An 18797-nucleotide genomic window follows, 5' to 3' on the forward strand; every position below is an offset into this window, starting at 1 on the left:
TGGCCACCGGGTCCTTCGTCATGGAAAGAGATTAGTCCCGTTGACCCTGCAGTGGCCTGGGTGTTGGCAATCAGGAGGTCGTTGACCGCCGTTCCACCACGGCGTAGGCCTTTCCCTCCAGGAAGGCCCAGTCGTTGACAACCATGTAGCCTAGCGAGTCCACCCGGTCATTGAGCACGTGCTCGTCGAAGCCCCTGTCACGAGGTTCCGCATCCCAGGTGGCCACATGGACGTCCCGGCCGTCCAAGATCAGCAGCTCGGTATTGACGTCGAAATCCTCCTTGGGCTGGCTGCTCAACTGGCAGATGGCGACACACAGGCTGTTCATTTCGGGCCTCCGCTTCGAGGTGGTGCTGATGGCATCATCCTACGTTCGGATGCGGCCCCGCCCCATGGGCAACCGACGGACGGCACTGTGGCCTCCGTTACCTGAATGTGACATTGGCGTGCGGTTCGCGTTACGGTGGTTAGGTGCCTGTTTCTCCGATACAGGCGCTCCCCAGCCGATTGCCTAACTCTGCCGCGGCCCCGGGGGTAACTCGCATCGACGCCGGCAGAGACGGGGAAACCACTTTTGGCCTGCTGACATGCAGGTCTTGGGGTGAAGCCGCACAGCGCCCGCCATGACGGGCCCGGGAGTGCGGCCGGGTGACTCCCATCCGAATCCGACAGCTCACCTCGCAGGCATTGGGAGAGGCTACATCCATGTCTTCAATCAGTACTTTTGCGCGCCATAGCGCCATTCTCGCCGCCGCCTCCGGGCTGGTGCTGACGGGCTCGATGGCCGCCAACGCCGCCTCGACCCCCGTGCAGCGGGACTCCGCTCCGGCCTCCAAGGTGGACGTAGCGGGACAGGTCAGCGCCCCCGTCAACGCCGATTCCAGCGTCAAGATCAGCTTCGACCGCCCCGCGGTGGCTTCCGTCGCCGCGCCGGTCATCGAACAGCCTGTTGCCGCGGCACCGGCTCCCGCAGCTGCCCCGGCGGCAGCGCCCGCAGCAGCACCTAAGGCAACAGTGCAGGTGCAGTCGGCCCCCGCCGCCGCGCCGGCTGCGGCGCCCGCCGGCGGACGCAACGCCATCATGCTTTCTGCCGCCTACAGCCAGCTGGGTATCACCCAGGACTGCACCGCCATGGTCGAAAAGGCCCTTGGCGCCGCAGGCAAGCCCGTTGGCGACATCGGTCCCCGGGCATTCCTTGGCCTCGGAACCGTTGTGGGCACCCCGCAGCCTGGCGACATGGTGGTCCAGTCCGGCCACGTTGGCATCTACGCCGGCAACGGCCAGGTGATCAGCGGCGGCATGAACGGTAAGAACCAGACCATGGTCCACCCGCTGTCCTGGCTCACCGCGACCGGTGGCGTGACCTTCGTCCGCGCCTAATCCAGCGCTCCTATTCCAGTAGGGGCCAGGCAGCCCTGCCGGGGCCAGGCAACCCGGAAAGACCGGCGATCGATTTCCTTTGGGGGCAATCGATCGCCGGTCTTTTCTGTGTCTGCCGTCCTATCTGCCAGCATTGCCGTGTGTCCAGGGGCACACCACTTCAGGCATTGCCGCTTCAGGCAGTGACGCTTCCGGCCAGCGGAAGCGTCATCTTCATGACCGTTCCCTCGGCTCCAGTCGCAGCCACCTCGACGGCGCCGCCAGCGGCGACGGCGATCTCGCGGACCAAAGCCAGGCCGATGCCAAAGCTCCGCTGTCCGTGTGAGCCGCCGGTGCTGGCGGTCCGGACGAAGCGGTCAAAGATCCGGGCCTGATCCACGCCGGTAATCCCGGTTCCTGTATCCGCGACGGTAATCACCGCGCTGTTCTGCTCGATCGAGGTCCTGATGGTCACACGGCCGCCCGGAGGAGTGTGCGCGAGGGCGTTGTCCGCCAGGGCCAGCACGGCACGGCGCAGCGCATTCTTCTCGATGCGGGCCAACGGCCGGGCGTCGGCGGAGAAATCCATGCGGACCTCACGCTGGTCTGCCACCAATTGGAGGCTCCCTGCGACGCCTGCGGCGGCGTCGGCGAGATCGGCAGGGGGTGCGGAGCGGTCCGGGGCGTCCGCCGTCGCGGCGAGCAGCAGTTCGTTGACAATCCCGGTCAGCGTCGCAGCGTCCTCCCGGATCCGGGCCAGGTCCTGGCTTTGCCTGGAGCCGGGCACCGTGTTTCGCTGGGCGAGTTGGATCCTGGTATCCAGGATGGTCAAGGGCGTTCGCAATTCGTGGCTCGCGTCCTGGACGAAGCGCCGTTGCCGGGCCAGGGCATCACCGAGGGGGCGGATGGCGCTGCGCGCGCTGAGCCACCCGAGAATGCCGGCCAGCAGGATTCCCGCCACACCGGCGATGACCATGGCTTCGAGGACATCCTTGGAATCCAGGTACGCGTAGGCCGTCCCGGCCGCTGCCGAGCCGGGCACTTCAGGATGGGCCAGCTGATTCATGAGGTAGAGCGCAGTGGCGGCGAAGAGCCCGAGGACCATGACTGCGCACGCGGCGCTGATCCGCAGCGCGACCTTGAGCGAGGCCTTGCGCAGTATCGAGTGGTCCGGGTTTCCGCCGGAGATCCCGCCGTTATTCATGAGCGTCGCCAATCTGGTAACCGACGCCGTGAACCGTACGGATGACGGCCTTGCAAATCTTCCGGCGCAGGTGATGAACATAGGTATCGATCACGCCGGGCTGGTCCGAGGCGTGGAAGTACGCCGCGAGGAGCTCGTCCCGGGTGAACACGCGGCCGGGTTCCGCTGCCAGGGCTGCCAGCAGCTGGCATTCCTTCGCGGTCAGCGGCACCGTGTGCCCGTAGACGGACCGGACGGAGCGCTGCGTCGGGTCCAGTTCCCAGTCCCCGATCATCACCTGAGCCGGGGCCGGAGAAGGGAAGGTGCGCGTCAGGGCGCGCAGGCGGGCGGCCAGTTCGCCGGCGTCGAACGGCTTGGTCACGTAGTCGTTGGCCCCCGCGTCCAGGCCCCTGACCTTCTCGTCGGCGTCGCCCAGGGCGGTCAGGATCAGGATGGGCGTGGCAATGCCTTTCGACCGCAGCGCTGCGATGAGGGCGATGCCGTCCATCACGGGCAGCCCTCGGTCGATCACCATGACGTCCCAGGCCCCGGTCAGTCCGTGGTGGAGGCCATCACGGCCGTTGGTGACAAGCTGGACCCGGTAGTCCGGATCGAGGAGCTCGGCGATGAGCGGCCCCAGGACGGCATCGTCCTCGACGAGCAGCAGGGACGGGCGGTCAGCGGTTCTCATGCCAGCTATTCTTCCGCGGCCATTTCCACAGTCCGCAGTCCGTCGTCTGTTGCCTCCGCCGTGTCGCCCGTAGTGGCGTCTGCTGTGGCGTCGGCGCGCCGAATGTTGCGGCGGCGCTTGAGGAAATGCACGACCCCCGGCACCACCGAGACCAGGACCATGGCGACGGCAATGACGTCGATGTTCCGGGCGATGATGTCAAAGTGTCCCAGCCAGGTGCCCAGCATCGTTACGGAGACGGACCATGCCACCGCGCCAATGACGTTCCAGAGGGTGAAGTACTTGTACTCATAGCGCGCGATCCCGGCGGTCAGCGGAGCAAACGTCCTGACCATGGGGACGAAGCGGGCCAGTACGACGGCGGCGCCGCCATGGCGGCGGAAGAAGTCTTCCGTGGAGGTCAGGTGTGCTGTCTTCAGGATGCGGGCATCGTCCTTGAACCATCGCCGGCCAAATTTCCGCCCCAGCATGTAACCAACCTGGTCCCCGGCGACGGCAGCCGCGGTGACGACGCCGATCAGCACCGGCAACGTCACGTGCAGCTGCTGGTGCAGCAGGCCTGCGGTGAACAGCAACGAGTCCCCGGGCAGGAAGGGAAAAAGCACGCCCGATTCGATGAAGACCATGAGCGCGATGACGCCCAAGGCGGCCGGGCCCAGCCCGGCGAGCAGGCTTGCCGGGTCCAGCAGCGAGGGTGTCCCGGCGGCGTGGGCGGCCGGAAGGAGGGCAAAAACGTCCACAGCGTGCATTCTCAGTTCCTCTCAGTCTTCAGCGACCGCACGGCGGAAGGGGCGCGACGCCGGGCCRCCAGCCAGGGCATCACAACGTTCCAGAGTCCCGTGAGCAGGACAACTGCGGCGCTCGTGGACAGAAATGAAGCTGCCACATCGGTGGGGTAGTGGACACCGATGTACAGCCGCGACCAGGCGACGACGAGTGCCAGCGCAGCCGCACCGAACGCGGTGATCTTGGCCCAGCGGGTTCCGCGGGCCAGGAAGAAGAGCGCGAAACCAACGGCCACCGCACAGGACACATGGCCGCTCGGGAAACTGTCCGAGCCCGATTCCGGAGCCAGGGGATCGAACAGCAGGGCGGGGTTGGGCCGCTGGCGGGCCACGATGATCTTGAAGATTTCACTGGCCACCCAGCCGGAAATTGCCACGAGCCCGAACGCTACCGCCTTGAGCAGGCCGCCGCGGAAGAGCCAGATGCACAGAGCCGCGGCGCCGATCAGTGCGAGGCCCACCACCGGACCAAAGACGACATTCAGCGCCATCGCCACGGCGGTCAGGGCTGGGGAGTGATGCTGGCTGAGGTCCTGGTCCACTCCGATCTCCGTGGCGCTAAAGCCCGGCGTCAGCTGCGCCCCCAAGCCCAGTGCCAGGACGGCAGCGGACAGCAGGACGCCCCACAGCAGCCAATGGCGGATATGGGGGAGGGCCCACAGCCGCGGCTCCGCGGCGGGACGCGTAACGTCGGGGCCGCGCGGTGCTTCGGGGTTTGGTGCTGCGCTAGTTGGTGCTGCGCTGTTTGGTGCTGCATCGCGTTCAAGGCGTCTAACAGGGACGGGTCCAGTCATGGGAACCTCCGGGTCGGGACAACGGGCGCCCGAAAAGGCACCGACTCCCACTCTCCCGCCAGGCGTTTAAGAAACGCTTAAGAAAGAACCGGCCCCCCGGCTAGGGGGCGTAGCGCAGCAGCGTCACGCCGTTGCCAAAAGTGTGCGTCTCCAGCAGCCGGAGCTGGGCCCTGCTGTCGGCATCCTTGAACATGGGCCTGCCCCGTCCAATCAGAACCGGTTGGACGTACACCCAGTATTCGTCGATCAGCCCGAGCCGCCGGAACGTATCGCCCAGTTCCGCCCCGCCGACCGCCATGTCCCCGCCCGGCTGCGACTTCAGGGCCAGGACTTCTTCCGGCACTACCTCCCGGACCACAGTTGCGTTCGGGCCGGCCGTGGTCAGAGTCCGGGAGTAGACGAACTTGGGCATGTCCCGCCAGATGCGGGCGAAGTCGGCCATCACTGGACTGATGTCGGGGTCCTCGTCCGCGGTCGGCCAGTAGCCTTCCATCAGTTCGTATGTGACGCGGCCCTCCAGGAAGGCGCCCATGGGGGCCAGCTTTTCGTTCATGTGGCGGTGCAATTCTTCGTCCACCATGTGCCAGCTGATGTCGCGGTCCGGCCCCTCGAAGAATCCGTCAAGAGACACCTGCATGACCATGACGATTTTTCGCATCTTCGCTCCTCGGTTTTCTCCAGAGTACGCCGCGGCTTTGGCACGCTGACCTGCAACGGAGTTTTTCCCGGTCAGGAATTAGGTTTGACGGCCCAGTTTTTCCCAAGAACCTGCTCTTGCGCGGGGTGCCGGGACCGTGCAGAATGCAGGAACTCTATGGCCCCACCGCGGTCCATCACCTTTCGGGGGAGGAATGATGCCGGCGCACGATTCCGCGCAGATGCCCGGGGCAGGTCCGGATGACTGAACCGCCGCCACGCCACTATGGGTCCGGCGGCCACCGCGCGGACGACGGATCGCAGGCCGGATCCCGGCCCGTACGACCACACACGTGGAGGTTCCGCCCGCAGCACCTGACGGCGGCCGCCGTCGCGGTTGCTCTTGTGGCTGCCGGCAGCGTTTTTGCGACCGTCCAGGCAGGGGTGCCAACCGATTTGGCGGCAGCCGCGGCCACGCCTGGTGCCACCGCAGCTGGGACCGCCGCAGATGTGAACGTCGTAGCGTCCCCCTTGACCGCGCCCCGGGGATCTGCGCCGTCTGACCTTCCCGCACCTGCGGGTGCTTCACCGGTTGCCGGCCCCGCCCCGGCGGCTGTGGCCCAAGCGCCGGCCGCCACGAAGCCGGCTGAAGTGCCTGCCGCCGTCGTCGCGGTGCCGGCCATCGGCCCCGAACTCGACGCCCAGATCAGCGGGATCATCCAGGCCAACAGCGCGTATGCGCTGGGGGTGTCATTGATCGATCTTTCGGACGGCGTGGTCCACGGCTACGGGGTCCAGGAAAAGTTTGTGGCGGCCAGTACGGCCAAGATCCTCGCCGCGTCGGCCTACTACCACCTGGTCGAGACCGGGCGGGCCTCACTGGCCGCTCCGCTGGGTGGCTCGACCGCAGGGGCCCAGATCCGGCAGATGGTCCAGCAAAGCAACAACGATTCATGGACGCTGATCCTGCGTGCGGTCGGCCAGCGGGGTATCACGGACTACGCGGCCTCGATCGGGATCACGTACGACTTTACGGTGAACCTGCTGACCTCCGCAGAAATGGCCCGGACCCTCCAGCTGCTCTACACCGGGGAGCTGCTCAACCCGGCTCACACCGCCCAGCTCCTGTCCTACATGCAGAACACCAACTTCGAGACGCTGATACCTCCGGCAGTTCCGCCGGGCGTCGGAGTTTTTCACAAGTACGGGCTGCTGTTTGGAAACCTCCACGATTCCAGTGTCCTGGTCAAGGACGGCCGGGCGTTCGTGTTCGTGGTGTACACCTGCGGCAAGAATTACTCGGACATGGGTCCGCGGACCCGGATCATCCAGGAACTCACCCGGACTGTGACCGCCGCGTTGTTCTGAGAGGGCTCGCGGCCTTCAGGACCGGTCACAGGACCGGCCGGTGGACCTTTCGGTCGCCCTTTCCGTGGTGCCGTACACGTCAGGGCTCACTTGGTAGCCGTGGCGGTCCTGCGCCAGCGCCCGATTGTCGACGGCGGCCAGGGCAGACTCATCCAGCGTCGTGGTGGAGGTGAGGTCCAGTGATTCCTGGCTGTCCCCACCGGAAGCCGTTACCTTGAAACTGCCCTCCCCGGCGCGGTAGTACTTCTGCTGGTGACCGGCGGCCGCTCCCTCGAGGGGGTTGAACTCGTCGACCTTCAGGATGTTGGCCTTCTTGCTGACCACCTGCCCGCAGTCCAGGAAATCAATGGAGGGTGCTGACCCCTCTGTATAGGTACCAACTTCCTTGGAGGGGTGCGCCAGCATGGCAATGCCGGCCCGGGCCTTCGCGACTCCTGCGATGAACGTGCTGGGGGCGCCGGCAAATTTTCCGGATTCAAACTCCTCCGGATACTCGCCAAACAGCCAGACCGCGCCCTTCCTGGTTTGGCCGAAGAAGGCCAGTTCGGATTCTTCCAGGGCACCGTCGGAGTAGTCGCGGTCCCACAGGACTACCGCGCGGACTCCATCCACCACTTTGGTCAGGCCCGTGACGATGGACACCACACGGTGGGTGTGGACCTCCGGCGGGCTCGTGGTGAGGTCTGTGACCTTGCCGGTGAACTCGGAGCGGGTCCCCGGTTTCATGGGCAGCCAGGTGTTGTCCACCTCCGGATCGTGAGGGAACAGATCAGCATTGAAGTCGGGGAGTGAGCCCGGTCCGCAGTCGGTCGCGGCACCGGCCGGTGCGGTCCCGGCCTGGGCGGTGCCGGCCATGCCGAGTGACGGGGGCAGTGCTACGAGACAACTGAGAACGGCAATGCTCTTGCGGAACATCGGACTTTCCTTTGAGGTGTTCCGGTGCGGCTTCTGGCCGCGGTCAGACGGTCACCGGCCCGGCGGCTGCGCGTTCCCGCTCACGAGTCTTCTTCGATTTGGCGAATCGGAGGTAGAGCGAGGGAACGATGAACAGGTTCAGCAGGGTGGAGGTGATCAGGCCGCCCAGGATCACAACGGCCATGGGGTGTTCGATTTCATGACCCGGGATGTTGCCCATGACAACCAGGGGCACGAGGGCCAGGCCGGTGGCCAGGGTGGTCATGAGAATTGGCGACAGCCGCTCGGCCGCCCCACGCATCACCAGCGCCCGGCCAAAAGTCTCGCCTTCATAGGTCTCCAGATGCTGGCAGTGGTTGATCAGCAGGATGCCGTTGCGCGCCGCGATCCCCATCACCGTGAGGAAGCCAACCAGGGACCCCAGGGACAGGACCCCGCCGGTCATGTAGGCGGCAATGACCCCACCCACCAGGGCTACCGGCAGCGTGAGCAGGGACAGGAGTGCCAGGCGCCAGCTCCGGAAGGACGCCTGCAGCAGCAGGAGGATCACGCCAAGTGCCGCCGCTGAGTAGATCATCAGTCGGTTCGTCGCCGCCTCGCGCTCGGTGTATTCGCCCAGCAGCTGCACGCTGTAGCCGGTCGGCAGATCCATGGTGGCCAGCCGCGACTTCAGCTCACTGGCCACGGTTCCCAGGTCTGCTCCATCGGCCAGGAAAGACCCTACCTCCACACGCCGGGAACCGTTCGTGCGGTCGATCTGGTTCGGCGTCGCCTGCAGGCTCACGTCCGCGACGTCGGCGAGCCGTACCCGCGTTCCGCTGGGGGTGTCGATGGGCAGGTCCTCGATGCTGGTGATGGAGGATCGGGTGGCCGGGGTGCTCCAGACCTGGACGTCGTAGGCCCGGCCGTCCCGGAAGACGTCGCCGACTTCCTCGCCGGCCACGAGCGTCGCGGCCGCGCGCCGGACGTCACCCGGTTTGAGGCCGTACTTCTGCGCCGCGGCCAGGTTGACCGTGACGGCGATCTGGGGGACTTCCACTTCAAGGGACACATGCGGGTTATGGGTGCCCTGGATCGAGTCCATGATGGTCTTGACCCGCTGAGCCTGTTCCCGGAGGACGTTGAGATCGTCTCCGTATACCCGGACCAGTATGGGCTCACTGGCGCCGGTGATGACCTCTTCGATCCGCTCCTTCAGATAGGTCTGGACGTCACGGTGCAGCCCCGGGTATCCCTTGACTACTTCCTCCACAGCGGCCACCGTCTCGTCGTAGTTGGCGTGGCGGTCGATGCTGATCCAGTGTTCGCCGGCGTTGACACCGACGATCTCGTCCGCGGCGAATGCCTGCCCGATGTGCGTGCCGCAGTTCAGGACRCCGGGGACCTTCAGGAATTCCTCACAGCCACGCTGGGAGATCCTGAACTCTTCCGCGGCAGAGGTTCCCGGTTCCGCGATCCAGTGCATCAGGAAGTCCCGCTCCTTGAACGTGGGGAACAGGGAGGAGCCCATCAGGGGAGCCAGGACCAGGCCCACCACCGCCAGCACGCCAAAGCCTGCGTAGCCGAGCCGGGGCCGACTCATGGCCTTGGACAGGGCAGCGTGGTAGCCGCGTTTGAGCACGCGGACCAGTGGCGCGTCGCGTTCTTGCAGTTTGGCGTTGCCCAGCAGGATCAGGGCGAGGGCCGGCGTCACTGTCAGCGCCACGAGCATGGAGGCCAGGACAGCCAACGTGTAAGAGACGGCCAGGGGCCGGAAAAAGACGCCGGTCAGCCCGTCGAGGAAGAAGATTGGCACCGCGGCGACCACAATGATCAGGGTCGCGTAGACGATCGGGCTCCGCATCTCCAGGGAAGCCTTCAAGACCACCGATGCTGACGATTCGTCACTGCCTTCGGCGCGTCTCTGCCGGAGCCGGCGCATGATGTTCTCGACGTCGATGATCGCGTCATCGACCACGACGCCGACTGCGATGACCAGCCCCGCGAGCACCATCGTGTTAATCGCACTGGAGGTGTAGTAGAGCACCAGGGCCGCGGTGAGCAGGGACAACGGAATGGCGACGATGCTGATCAGGGCCGTGCGCCACTGGAAGAGGAACGCCACAAGGATCATGACAACCAGCAGGCAGCCCAGCAGCAGCGCAATGCTGAGGTTGGAGATCGCCTCCTCAACAAAGCTGGCGGGCCGGAAGATCGTGGTGTCGAAGTTGATGCCACTCAGGCCCGGCTGCAGCTCGTGGAGAGCCTCCTCCACGCCCTTGGTCACGTCGAGCGTGTTGCCCCACGGCAGCTTCTCGACGATCAACATGAGCCCGTGCCCGTTGTTGATCACGGCGTCACCGATCAGTGGCTGATGGTCCTCAACAACCTGGGCCACATCGCCCAGATGCAGTGCGACCCCGTCCTTTTCCCGGATGGTCACCTGGGCCAGATCCGCGGGCGTCTGGATCGGCTGGACGTGGCGGATCCCCATTCTCTGGGTCGGGCTGTCGATGAAGCCGCCCGTTCCGATGAACCGGCCAGGCGAGTATTTCAGCAGCCCGGCGTCGAGGGCGCCGGCAGTGACTTCCATCACCTGGTTGAGGGAGACGTTCTGGGCCTTGAGCTTGTCCGGTTCCACCTGGACTTGAAGCATCTGGAGCCGCTCGCCCCAGATGGCCACATTGGCCACGCCGGGCACCCGCAGCAGCCGGGCCCGGATGGTCCAGTAGGAGAGCATGGACATTTCGATGAGCGAATGTTCCGAGGACGTCATGCCGATCTTCATCACGCGGCTGGTCGCGGACAGCGGCTGGAGCATCACCGGCGGTGCCGCCCAGGTGGGCAGCGCCGCGGTTACCGAGGCCATCCGTTCCGAGACGAGCTGGCGGGCGTTGAGCAGGTCAGTGCCCTGATGGAAGAGCAGCACGATCGAGGACAGCTGGGGCACGGACTTGGACCGTATCTCGTCCAGGCCGGGCATCCCGCTCACCGCGGCCTCGATCGGGACGCTGACGAGCTCTTCGACTTCCTGGGCGGTCAACCCGAGGCACGCTGTCTGGATTTCCACCCGTGGCGGGGCGAATTCCGGGAAGACATCCACAGACGCGGAACCGAGCTGCAGGGAACCGAGCAGCATCACGGCGCACGCGAGGGCAACAACGACCGTCTTGAAACGGAGGCTGATCCCGATGAGCCAGCGCATGTCACTCGGCCGTATCAAATTCGGTGCCGAGAAGTTCCTCCGCACCTGTGGTGACCACTACGGTCCCGGCAGGCGGCCCGTCCGTCAGGACGGCGACGTCGCCGTTGATGCGCTGGACCGTGATGGATTGGCGGACATAGACCCGCGGTTCAGGGTTGGCATAGACCCACGCCTTGCCCGAACTGTCGTAGAGTATGGCCCCGTAGGGGACAGTGAGCTTTCCGGTCTGGGGATCCGTGGCAATCACGGCTGTCGCGATCCCGACCCGTTCGATCGCGTGCTCGGTGAGGGTGAGCCGGTGAAGGTCCGTGCCGGGGACTTCGGCGATCGCCGCCGGTTCGCCCTCGGACGGTGGGGCCGCCGGCGCCTGGGCGCAGCCTGCGACCCCGAATGCCATGAATACGGTCACGAACGCTGCAATGATGACTCCCGCGGCCTTGTTGCCCCGCGGCGATGGTATGGAGTTCATGACGCATCCTGGCTTTCAGTCCGTGCAGCTTTGCCCTGGCCGCTCCGTGCGCTGGGTGCTTCCTTCGGCTCGAACCGAAGCAGGACAGCAGGCACAACAAACAGGGTGAAGAAGGTTGTTGTCAGCAGGCCGCCCCAGATGATCACGGCGAGCGGCAGGATAATTTCAGTTCCGACCACGCCACCCAGAAGGACCAGGGGCAGCAGCGCCAGGGCTGTAATCACGGTCGACATCAGGACGGGTCCCAGTCTCTCCTTGGTTCCGCGGACCACCAGCGCCGGCCACGGGGCCGAAGCGTCCGTTGCCCGCAGGCTCCGGACCTGGCCTGTCAGCAGGAGGGCGCCGCGGACGGCGATTCCCAGCACCGCGGCGAAGGCGACCAGGGCCACAAGGGAGTTGATTCCGCCCGTGGCCTGGGCGGCCAGCACGCCACCGGACAATGCCAGGATCAGGCCCAGGAAGAGCGGGGCGGCGAGCCGCCAGCTCCCCGTCGCCGTCTGCAGCAACACCAGGATGCCGGCCGCGGCGACCGCCGCGAGCAGCCAGAGCCACTGGTAGTTGCTTTGCTGCTGGGCGTACTGGGCGAGGACCTCCGCGTGGTAGGAAATCGGGAACTGCATCTGCTGAAGCGCCGTGTTGATGTCCTTCTGGATGTCGTCCAGCGAGCGGCCCTGGATCTCGGCCTTCACATCGACGCGCCGCGAGGTGTCATCGTGCAGGATCACGGACTCGTTGCCCACCATGGTCACTTGCGCGATGTCGCCGAGGCGGGCGTGCCCGCCGCTGGGGGTGTCGATGATCAGGTTGCGGACGCTGTCCAGGCTGCTGTGTGTGGCAGCATTCCCCTTGACGATGACCGAGAAGACCTTCTGCTGTTCGTAGAGGTTGCCGACTTCGATACCCTGCAGCAAAGCGGCCGCCGCGCGCCGTACATCACCGGGGACGACGCCGGCCTTTTGGGCGGCGGCGAGGTCCACCTTGACCTCGGCGATCGGCTGTTCGGGGGGCAGGTCGATGTGGGGATTGACCACACCGGCGGTGTGTTCAAGAATCTGCTTCACCTCCGCGGCCTTCTGCCGCAGGATCGCCGGGTCCAGGCCAAAGACCCGGACGGCAAAGCCGCTGTCCGCTTCTTCCCGGATCTGGTCGATGCGTTCCTGCGGGTACGTGGAGACTTTGCTGGTCAGGCCGGCATAGCCGGCGATCACGCGGTCGACGGCGGCGGCCGTGTCGGCGTAGGACGCGTCGGGGGCCACCGTCACCCAGAGCTCGCCGGAGCTGACGTCACCCACTTGGTCCGAGGTGATCGCACGCCCGATGTGTCCTCCGACGTTGGCCACGCCCTGCACAGAGCGCAGTTCCGTGGCTGCTGCCTCGGTGATCCGGCTCATTTCCTGGTCCGACGTGCCGGCCATGGCGCTCCAGTGCACCACCAGGGTCTTGTCAGCCAGCACCGGCACTACGGGCCGTGTCCCGGCCAGCTGGGGTGCCAGTGCCAGTCCGGCCAGCGCAACCACCGCCGCCGCGGCGAATACCCACCGCGTCTTTCGCATCAGGCGCGTCACGGCCCGGCCGTACGCGCCTTGCAGCCGCGCCAGGGAACGGCGTTCCGGCGCCTTGGAACCGACCGGAAGGACGAACGCGAGTGCCGCCGTGACCGTCAATGCCACGATCATCGAGACGACCAGTGCGAGCAGGTAGCTCTGGACCAAGGGGCCGAACAGGGCGCCGTTCTCACCGGCAATGAAGAATGCAGGCACGACGGCCAGCGCCATGATCAGCAGCGAGTAGAGGATCGGCGTGCGGGCTGCCCGCAGGGCGCCAGGGATCACTGAGTCGCGGCGGGCCTGGTCCTGGGCCGGCGCCTGGCCGGCCTCGGGCCCGCCGTCCCCGGATGCTGTATCTGCCCCAGCGGATGCCCTGGCGGCGGCACTGCGTGCCCGGGCGATGCCGTTCAGGTCTTCGGCGACGTCGCCGACCATGACGGCCAGGGCCAGCACCATGCCGGCCAGGACCATGGTGTTCATTCCGGTGCCGCGCATATCGAGCACAAGCGCTGCCGCGGTCAGCGATACGGGAATCGTGATCAGGCTGATAAGGGCCGTGCGCCACGAACGGAAGAACGCGCCAAACATGGCAACAATCAGCAGCAGTGAGATCAGCGCAGCGACGCCGAGCGTCCCGACCTCTTCGTCGATGAACGAGGCCTGCCGGTAGACGCTGGTATCGACCGTGACTCCGGGCAAGCCGGGCTGGAGCTCCTGGAGGACCTCGTCAACGCCCCGGGTCACGTCCATCGTGTTGGTCTCCGGGAACTTCTCGATCACCAGCAGCAGCTCGGCTGCGTTGCCGAGCAGGGCGTCGCCGATCAGGGGTTGGTGGTCGGTGGACACCGTGGCCACGTCCTTAAGCAGGAGATGGCCGGCCGGCCCCTGGAGGGGAACCTGTCCCAGGTCCTCCGGCGTGGTGATTGGCAGGACGTGCTGGACGCCGATCCGCTGGTGGCCTGTTTCGAAGAAGCCGCCGGTGCCCGGTGTCGATGCCTCGAGATAGCTCAATGGCGAAACCCAGACGGAGTTGCCGGTTGTCTTGATGACTTCGTCAAGGGTGACGCCCTTGGCCTCGAGCTGCGCCGGATCCACCAGGACTTGAAGCTGCTGGTCGCGGAGGCCCCAGATCGCCACGTTCGCGACGCCGGGAACGGCAAGGAGTCCGGGTTTCATCGTCCAGCGGGCCAGAACTGACATGTCGATCGCCGACATGTTCTTGGATGTCAGCCGGACCATCATCACCCGGCTGGTCGAGGACAGCGGCTGCATGAGCACGGGAGCCGCCGAAACATTGGGCAGTGCGCGCGCCTGCGTCAGCCGTTCAGAGACGAGCTGGCGTGCGCGCAAAATGTCGGTCCCTGGCTTGAAAACCATCTGGATCGACGACAGGCCTGGAACGGACTTGGACCTGATCGCCTCAACCCAGGCCACCCCGTTCAGCAGGTCGGCCTCCATGGGGGAGGTGATGAGTTGCTCAACCTCGGCGGCCGAGAGTCCCAGGGCTTCAGTCTGGATCTCCACCTGCGGCGGGGCGAATTCCGGGAAGGCGTCCACGGACATGCTCGGCAGGTTGGTGAGCCCCAGGGCGAGGATTCCTGCCGCGGCGGCCAGCACCAGGAGCCGGAACTGCAGAGTCCAGCGGACGATTGCGGCCATCATGGCCGGTACCCCGCTGGTCCCACAGTGTTGCCCGGGCTGGCGGAGTGAATATCAGGGCGTCGGCGTCGCCTGTGGCCCGGGCCGACGGGCCCGGCCAATGAGGGGAGCCGGCGGCGCGATGGGGCCGCTGAACCGATCTCCGTGAAAAGGGTGCTTAACGCTTTTGCTTCTTGGCAAAATGCCCGGTTGGTATTCACGGCGCGGCTCCTCAATCCAATGCCATAGCGCCCCCCAGCCGTCAAGAGTCATAATGATCTTCGGGCACGCAGGCGTCAATAGGGATACAGGTGATCGCCATGAAAGCAGTCGCAGGGGACCGCATCATCATTCGGGGAACCACGGTCGAGTCCACGGACCGGCACGGCCTGATCCTTGAAGTGAGGGGGTCCGAGGGTGCGCCGCCGTACCTCGTCAGGTTCGACGACGGCCACGAGACCATCATGTTCCCCGGTGGTGATTTCGTCGTCGAGCGGGCCGCGAGCGGGCCCTAGAAACTCGAGGAACTCCCGGACCCGGAGAAGCTGCCGCCGCTGGACCCGTACCCGGTGGTGGCGGCGCCGCCGCGCGCGGAGCTGACGCTGCTGACGCCGGTGTGGAAGCCGGTGTTGAAGCTCGGGACCGAAAAGAAGTAGTAGGACGGGTACACCGTTCCGAGGATGCTCGGCTCGTACGCGCGGCCGTACCTGGCCTTGCTTCCCGCCTGCGCGCTTTCCATTTCCTGGCGCATGAGCCCGGCTTCCTTGTCATTGCGGGCAAAGGCGCCGATCAGGGTGTCGGCGTGATTCTTCAGGAGCTCCGAAAGGTGGGTCCGGGCGTCACGGAGCCGGTCCAGGGCTGTCTCCGGTGTGATTGAACCGTCCGCCAGTTCCGAGGACCAGCGTTCGAGTTCACGCCGGCTTTCATCGCGGAAGGACCTCAGTGCAGCGGCCGAGGCCGAGCTTCCCTCCGCGCGGCGCTGGCTGAGCACCTCTTCCAGGCCATCGAGGTCCCTGCGGAACGGTGCGAGCTGGCGGTCCCACGCTGCAGGCCAGGATGAGCCACGGTTGAGCAGGGCATTGGTATCGGCGATCACGTCGTCCAGGGCGTCGAGTTCGGCCGAGGCGTCGGCGTAGCTTCGGACCAGTTTGAGGTTCTGCCTGCGGCTCAGGTCCCGGCTGCTGAAGGCGTGCACCTGGTTGGAAAGTTCGGTGGTTGTGTTGTACCGGTTCACGAATGTGCGGTGTTTCTCCAGGACCGTGCCCCCATACCGGGACGACTCGGGGATGGTACTGGCGTTCAGCTCGGTGACTTGCAGGTCCATGCTGACGTTGGCGTAGCTGGCGTCGCCCCGGGCAAGTTCCGTCCGGCTGGACACCCGGGTCCGCCACCGCACGATCAGCCACGCTGCGGCACCGCAGACTGCGGCAATCACGGCCGCCCACGCCGTGACAAGGAAGGCTGTGGAGCGATACCACGGCTGGTTGATAAGTTCGGCGCCGCGGCGTATCCCGGCAATGGTGCCGTCGGTCCATTGCGCGTCGCGGAGCAGCTCCTTGGAGGCATTCTGGATGTCCTCGCGCTGTTCGGGTGAGACTTTGCGGTCCTCACCCATGTACGTCCCCACATGCCGGCCCACCGGATCGAGGGCAAAGATGAACAGCCCGTCCGCCCACTTCTGCCCGTCGGCGCTGATCCATTCGGGGTGTTCGGTGCGGGCGAAACGCAGCACTTCCTCGTTCAGGTTGTCCGCGGCCGTGCCGTTGTACGTGTAGATCGCGACTTTGGTCGGCTCGTAAAAGTCGGTGGACTGTACTGCCGGCAGCAGCGTCCGCTGATCCAAAACCCCCGCACGGTCTTCAACCACGACGGCGGTCGGCGTCACGGCGAGCGCGGCGGGAGTTCCGCCGAGAAGGCCGGCCATCAGCACAACGACGGCGGCGAGTGCCTTGCGCATGATTCCCATTTTCCGAGCGTAGTGGCTGGCTCGGGTTGAGTCGAAGCAGGCGCCGCGGAACGCGGGACTTCCGGGTGCCGGTGGCTGTCCTGAAGGGCTGAGAATCCGCGAGCCGATTGACTCTGGTCAGGGGAATCCGGCAGCGATAGTCTTTCCCGTGCCGGCTTCCCCGGCCGGCCACACTCATGGAGAAATCAGGGATGCACCATGGCTGGCAAATATGAGGTCTATAAGGACAAATCCGGCGGATTCCGGTTCCGGCTCAAGGCCGCCAACGGCGAGGTGATCGCCTCTTCGCAGAGCTATAAGACCAAGGCAAGCGCCATGGGCGGTGTCGAGTCAGTCAAGAAGAATGCGGCATCGCAAGTGGTCGACCTGACGGAGGCGCCGGCCGAGACGGCATAAATCCGCAGGTCAGGTGTCTAATTTGGCCGGTCACCGCCTAGGATTACGGCATGTCTACCTATGAAGTCACCCGCAGCGCAGTCATTGCCGCCCCGGCCCAGGACATCTTTCCGCTGGTCAACAGCTTCCACGAATGGACCAAATGGTCCCCTTGGGAGGCTGTGGATCCTGCCATGGAACGGAGCTACTCCGGCAGCGATTCCGGAGTAGGGGCCAAGTACGCCTGGAGCGGGAACCGCAAGGCCGGCGCGGGCACGATGGAAATCGTCGATTCCGCCGAGCCCCGCACCATCAAGATCCGCCTGGAATTCAGCAAGCCTTTCAAGGCAGTCAATCCCACCTCGTTCACGTTCGCGCCGTCAGCCAACGGCACCGAGGTTACCTGGACCATGACCGGGGAAAACAAGGGCATCGGCAAGGTCTTCGCCCTGTTCATGAACATGGACAAGATGGTCGGCTCCGACTTCGAAAAGGGCCTGGCCTCGCTCGCCGGCGCCGTCGCCCAGCGAAAGGCCTGAGACCGCCGGGCAATGTTTCCCGGCGGCTCATTCCCAGCGACTGTGGAGGGACCTTCCGGGTTTTCTTGATCGCCGCGTGAAAGAGTTCAACCACTGAACCGCAAATGCCACGCTGATCGGTCAATCAGAAAGCCGGAATCCATGAGCCGGAATGTCACGAAATCCCGCCCTCGAATCGCTGCACGGCTGCTGGTAGCAGCCCTCCTGGTGGTGTCGGCTGCGGCCTGCCAGCCGACTCCGCCAGGCGGTGGTCCGGCTCCGACAGGCGGGGGCACGGCTCCGACCGGCGGCGGTCCGGCTCCGACAGGCGGGGGCACGGCTCCGACCGCCGGCGGTCCGACTCCCCCCGAAGGGGGCACGGCCACGGCGGGGACCGGGTCGAAGCCAGGGCACGTGTTCGTGATTAATCTTGAGAACAAGGGCTACAACGAAGTGTGGGGCGCCGGCTCCAAGGCCCCTTACCTGTCGGAGACACTTCGCAGCCAGGGCGTCCTGCTGTCCGATTACTACGGGATCGCCCACAACTCGAACCCGAACTACCTTGCCCAGATTTCCGGGCAGGCCGCAAACCCCATGACCCGTGAGGACTGCCCCACATATGCGGCGTTCCAGATGACCGGGACGGCCGCGCTGGGCCAGGCGGAAGGGACCGGCTGTGTCTATCCGGAGTCGGTCCCCACGGTGGCCGGGCAGCTGAGCGCCGCCGGAAAGACCTGGAAGGGCTACATGGAAGACATGGGGACGCCTTGCCGCCATCCCAAACTTGGCGGCAAGGACTCCAGCCAGGGCGCCAAGGTGGGCGATCAATACGCCACACGGCACAATCCGTTCGTATACTTCCAGGCCATCACCTCGTCACCGGATTGCCAGAGCAATGTGGTGGACTTTGGCGAATTGCAGACCGACCTCCAGTCCGTGGACACCACGCCGAACCTGTCCTACATTTCGCCCAATCTTTGCAACGACGGCCACGACAACCCCTGCGTCGATGGCAGCGACGGCGGACTGGCCGCCTCCGACAGCTGGTTGAGCCAGCAGGTCCCGGCAATCCTGAACTCCCCGGCCTTCCAGAAGGACGGGATGCTGGTCATCACCTTCGATGAATCCGAAGGCAAGACGGTGGGGCCGTCGGGACTGCTGCCCGGCGGAACGGCCGGCGGCAAGATTGGTGCGCTGGTGCTCTCGCCGTTCACCCACGGCGGTACGACGTCGGACCGTGCGTACAACCATTTCAGCCTCCTGGCCAGCATCGAGGACGCGTTCTCCCTGCCGCGCCTGGGCTACGCCGGGGCGCCGGGCCTGAACAGCTTCGGCGCGGATGTCTTCAACGCGAAGTCGTAGCCGGAGC

General features: G+C 65.7%; 17 protein-coding genes and 1 riboswitch. Of the genes, 6 read left to right on the plus strand and 11 right to left on the minus strand.

All coding sequences use genetic code 11. The annotated features are described in order from the left end of the window. Nucleotides 1-70 precede the first annotated feature (70 nt). Entirely contained in the window at nt 71-328 is a 258-nt protein-coding gene (locus AB4089_RS08440; RefSeq protein ID WP_441408832.1) for a hypothetical protein, read from the minus strand. Between the two features lie 173 nt (nt 329-501). Then, nucleotides 502-701, plus strand: a riboswitch (cyclic di-AMP (ydaO/yuaA leader). A gap of 4 nt (nt 702-705) precedes the next feature. On the opposite strand from AB4089_RS08440, the gene AB4089_RS08445 reads away from it, so the two are divergent. Further along, the gene (locus tag AB4089_RS08445) at nt 706-1380 is read left to right on the plus strand and encodes a hypothetical protein (protein WP_441408833.1); all 675 of its coding nucleotides are present in this window, start codon (nt 706-708) and stop codon (nt 1378-1380) included. 175 nt (nt 1381-1555) lie between these two features. Here the strand turns inward: AB4089_RS08445 and AB4089_RS08450 are convergent, their stop codons facing one another. The 5 genes from AB4089_RS08450 to AB4089_RS08470 all read right to left on the minus strand — a co-directional run bounded on the left by AB4089_RS08450 (nt 1556) and on the right by AB4089_RS08470 (nt 5470). Continuing rightward, a complete protein-coding gene (locus AB4089_RS08450; RefSeq protein ID WP_441408834.1) occupies nt 1556-2563 on the minus strand; it encodes a sensor histidine kinase in 1008 nt (335 codons plus the stop codon). Then, nucleotides 2556-3233, minus strand: coding sequence for a response regulator transcription factor (locus AB4089_RS08455; protein ID WP_441408835.1), 678 nt, complete (start codon nt 3231-3233; stop codon nt 2556-2558). Before AB4089_RS08455 ends, AB4089_RS08450 begins: the two co-directional genes overlap by 8 nt. 5 nt (nt 3234-3238) lie before the next feature. Continuing rightward, on the minus strand, nt 3239-3982 hold the full coding sequence (locus AB4089_RS08460) for a DedA family protein (protein WP_441408836.1): 744 nt from the start codon (nt 3980-3982) through the stop codon (nt 3239-3241). Between the two features lie 2 nt (nt 3983-3984). Beyond that, nucleotides 3985-4812 carry a phosphatase PAP2 family protein gene (locus tag AB4089_RS08465; RefSeq protein ID WP_441408837.1) on the minus strand — a complete coding sequence of 276 codons (828 nt, stop codon included), beginning with the start codon at nt 4810-4812 and terminating at the stop codon, nt 3985-3987. Nucleotides 4813-4912: 100 nt separating this feature from the next. Further along, entirely contained in the window at nt 4913-5470 is a 558-nt protein-coding gene (locus tag AB4089_RS08470) for a dihydrofolate reductase family protein (protein ID WP_441408838.1), read from the minus strand. Nucleotides 5471-6099: 629 nt separating this feature from the next. Here AB4089_RS08470 and AB4089_RS08475 point away from each other — a divergent pair. Continuing rightward, entirely contained in the window at nt 6100-6816 is a 717-nt protein-coding gene (locus AB4089_RS08475) for a serine hydrolase (protein WP_441408839.1), read from the plus strand. Nucleotides 6817-6831: 15 nt separating this feature from the next. On the opposite strand, the gene AB4089_RS08480 is transcribed toward AB4089_RS08475, so the two are convergent. Genes AB4089_RS08480 through AB4089_RS08495 form a run of 4 tightly spaced genes read right to left on the minus strand, consistent with a single transcriptional unit; the run spans nt 6832 to nt 14593 of the window. Then, entirely contained in the window at nt 6832-7731 is a 900-nt protein-coding gene (locus tag AB4089_RS08480; protein WP_441408840.1) for a hypothetical protein, read from the minus strand. 43 nt (nt 7732-7774) lie between these two features. Further along, nucleotides 7775-10915: an efflux RND transporter permease subunit gene (locus AB4089_RS08485; RefSeq protein WP_441408841.1), complete on the minus strand. Its 3141-nt coding sequence runs from the start codon at nt 10913-10915 to the stop codon at nt 7775-7777. Between the two features lies 1 nt (nt 10916). Then, nucleotides 10917-11384: a hypothetical protein gene (locus AB4089_RS08490; protein WP_441408842.1), complete on the minus strand. Its 468-nt coding sequence runs from the start codon at nt 11382-11384 to the stop codon at nt 10917-10919. Next, nucleotides 11381-14593, minus strand: a complete 3213-nt coding sequence (locus AB4089_RS08495; protein ID WP_441408843.1) for an efflux RND transporter permease subunit — start codon at nt 14591-14593, stop codon at nt 11381-11383. The genes AB4089_RS08490 and AB4089_RS08495 overlap by 4 nt, the downstream gene beginning before the upstream one ends. A 296-nt stretch (nt 14594-14889) precedes the next feature. Here AB4089_RS08495 and AB4089_RS08500 point away from each other — a divergent pair, with 296 nt between their 5' ends. After that, nucleotides 14890-15084, plus strand: a complete 195-nt coding sequence (locus tag AB4089_RS08500; RefSeq protein ID WP_441408844.1) for a DUF1918 domain-containing protein — start codon at nt 14890-14892, stop codon at nt 15082-15084. On the opposite strand, the gene AB4089_RS08505 is transcribed toward AB4089_RS08500, so the two are convergent. Then, the gene (locus AB4089_RS08505) at nt 15081-16535 is read right to left on the minus strand and encodes a DUF5129 domain-containing protein (RefSeq protein ID WP_441408845.1); all 1455 of its coding nucleotides are present in this window, start codon (nt 16533-16535) and stop codon (nt 15081-15083) included. The genes AB4089_RS08500 and AB4089_RS08505 overlap by 4 nt on opposite strands. A gap of 198 nt (nt 16536-16733) precedes the next feature. Between AB4089_RS08505 and AB4089_RS08510 the strand changes: the two genes are divergently transcribed. From AB4089_RS08510 to AB4089_RS08520, 3 genes are all read left to right on the plus strand, one after another. Continuing rightward, entirely contained in the window at nt 16734-16931 is a 198-nt protein-coding gene (locus AB4089_RS08510; protein ID WP_441408846.1) for a YegP family protein, read from the plus strand. A gap of 50 nt (nt 16932-16981) precedes the next feature. After that, nucleotides 16982-17449 carry an SRPBCC family protein gene (locus tag AB4089_RS08515; RefSeq protein WP_441408847.1) on the plus strand — a complete coding sequence of 156 codons (468 nt, stop codon included), beginning with the start codon at nt 16982-16984 and terminating at the stop codon, nt 17447-17449. 399 nt (nt 17450-17848) lie between these two features. Further along, complete coding sequence (locus tag AB4089_RS08520; protein ID WP_441408848.1) at nt 17849-18790, plus strand: alkaline phosphatase family protein; 942 nt, start codon at nt 17849-17851, stop codon at nt 18788-18790. The last annotated feature ends 7 nt before the right edge of the window (nt 18791-18797 follow it).

Source organism: Arthrobacter sp. 2MCAF15, assembly GCF_052115605.1.
GTDB lineage: Bacteria > Actinomycetota > Actinomycetes > Actinomycetales > Micrococcaceae > Arthrobacter.

Excerpts from the sequence above, each read along its gene's own strand:
- AB4089_RS08490 (WP_441408842.1), bottom strand. The coding sequence starts at position 11,384 with ATGAACTCCATACCATCGCCGCGGGGCAACAAGGCCGCGGGAGTCATC.
- AB4089_RS08460 (WP_441408836.1), bottom strand. The coding sequence starts at position 3,982 with ATGCACGCTGTGGACGTTTTTGCCCTCCTTCCGGCCGCCCACGCCGCC.
- AB4089_RS08470 (WP_441408838.1), bottom strand. The coding sequence starts at position 5,470 with ATGCGAAAAATCGTCATGGTCATGCAGGTGTCTCTTGACGGATTCTTC.
- AB4089_RS08495 (WP_441408843.1), bottom strand. The coding sequence starts at position 14,593 with ATGATGGCCGCAATCGTCCGCTGGACTCTGCAGTTCCGGCTCCTGGTG.
- AB4089_RS08445 (WP_441408833.1), top strand. The coding sequence starts at position 706 with ATGTCTTCAATCAGTACTTTTGCGCGCCATAGCGCCATTCTCGCCGCC.
- AB4089_RS08505 (WP_441408845.1), bottom strand. The coding sequence starts at position 16,535 with ATGGGAATCATGCGCAAGGCACTCGCCGCCGTCGTTGTGCTGATGGCC.
- AB4089_RS08455 (WP_441408835.1), bottom strand. The coding sequence starts at position 3,233 with ATGAGAACCGCTGACCGCCCGTCCCTGCTGCTCGTCGAGGACGATGCC.
- AB4089_RS08515 (WP_441408847.1), top strand. The coding sequence starts at position 16,982 with ATGTCTACCTATGAAGTCACCCGCAGCGCAGTCATTGCCGCCCCGGCC.
- AB4089_RS08510 (WP_441408846.1), top strand. The coding sequence starts at position 16,734 with ATGGCTGGCAAATATGAGGTCTATAAGGACAAATCCGGCGGATTCCGG.
- AB4089_RS08450 (WP_441408834.1), bottom strand. The coding sequence starts at position 2,563 with ATGAATAACGGCGGGATCTCCGGCGGAAACCCGGACCACTCGATACTG.
- AB4089_RS08500 (WP_441408844.1), top strand. The coding sequence starts at position 14,890 with ATGAAAGCAGTCGCAGGGGACCGCATCATCATTCGGGGAACCACGGTC.
- AB4089_RS08440 (WP_441408832.1), bottom strand. The coding sequence starts at position 328 with ATGAACAGCCTGTGTGTCGCCATCTGCCAGTTGAGCAGCCAGCCCAAG.
- AB4089_RS08480 (WP_441408840.1), bottom strand. The coding sequence starts at position 7,731 with ATGTTCCGCAAGAGCATTGCCGTTCTCAGTTGTCTCGTAGCACTGCCC.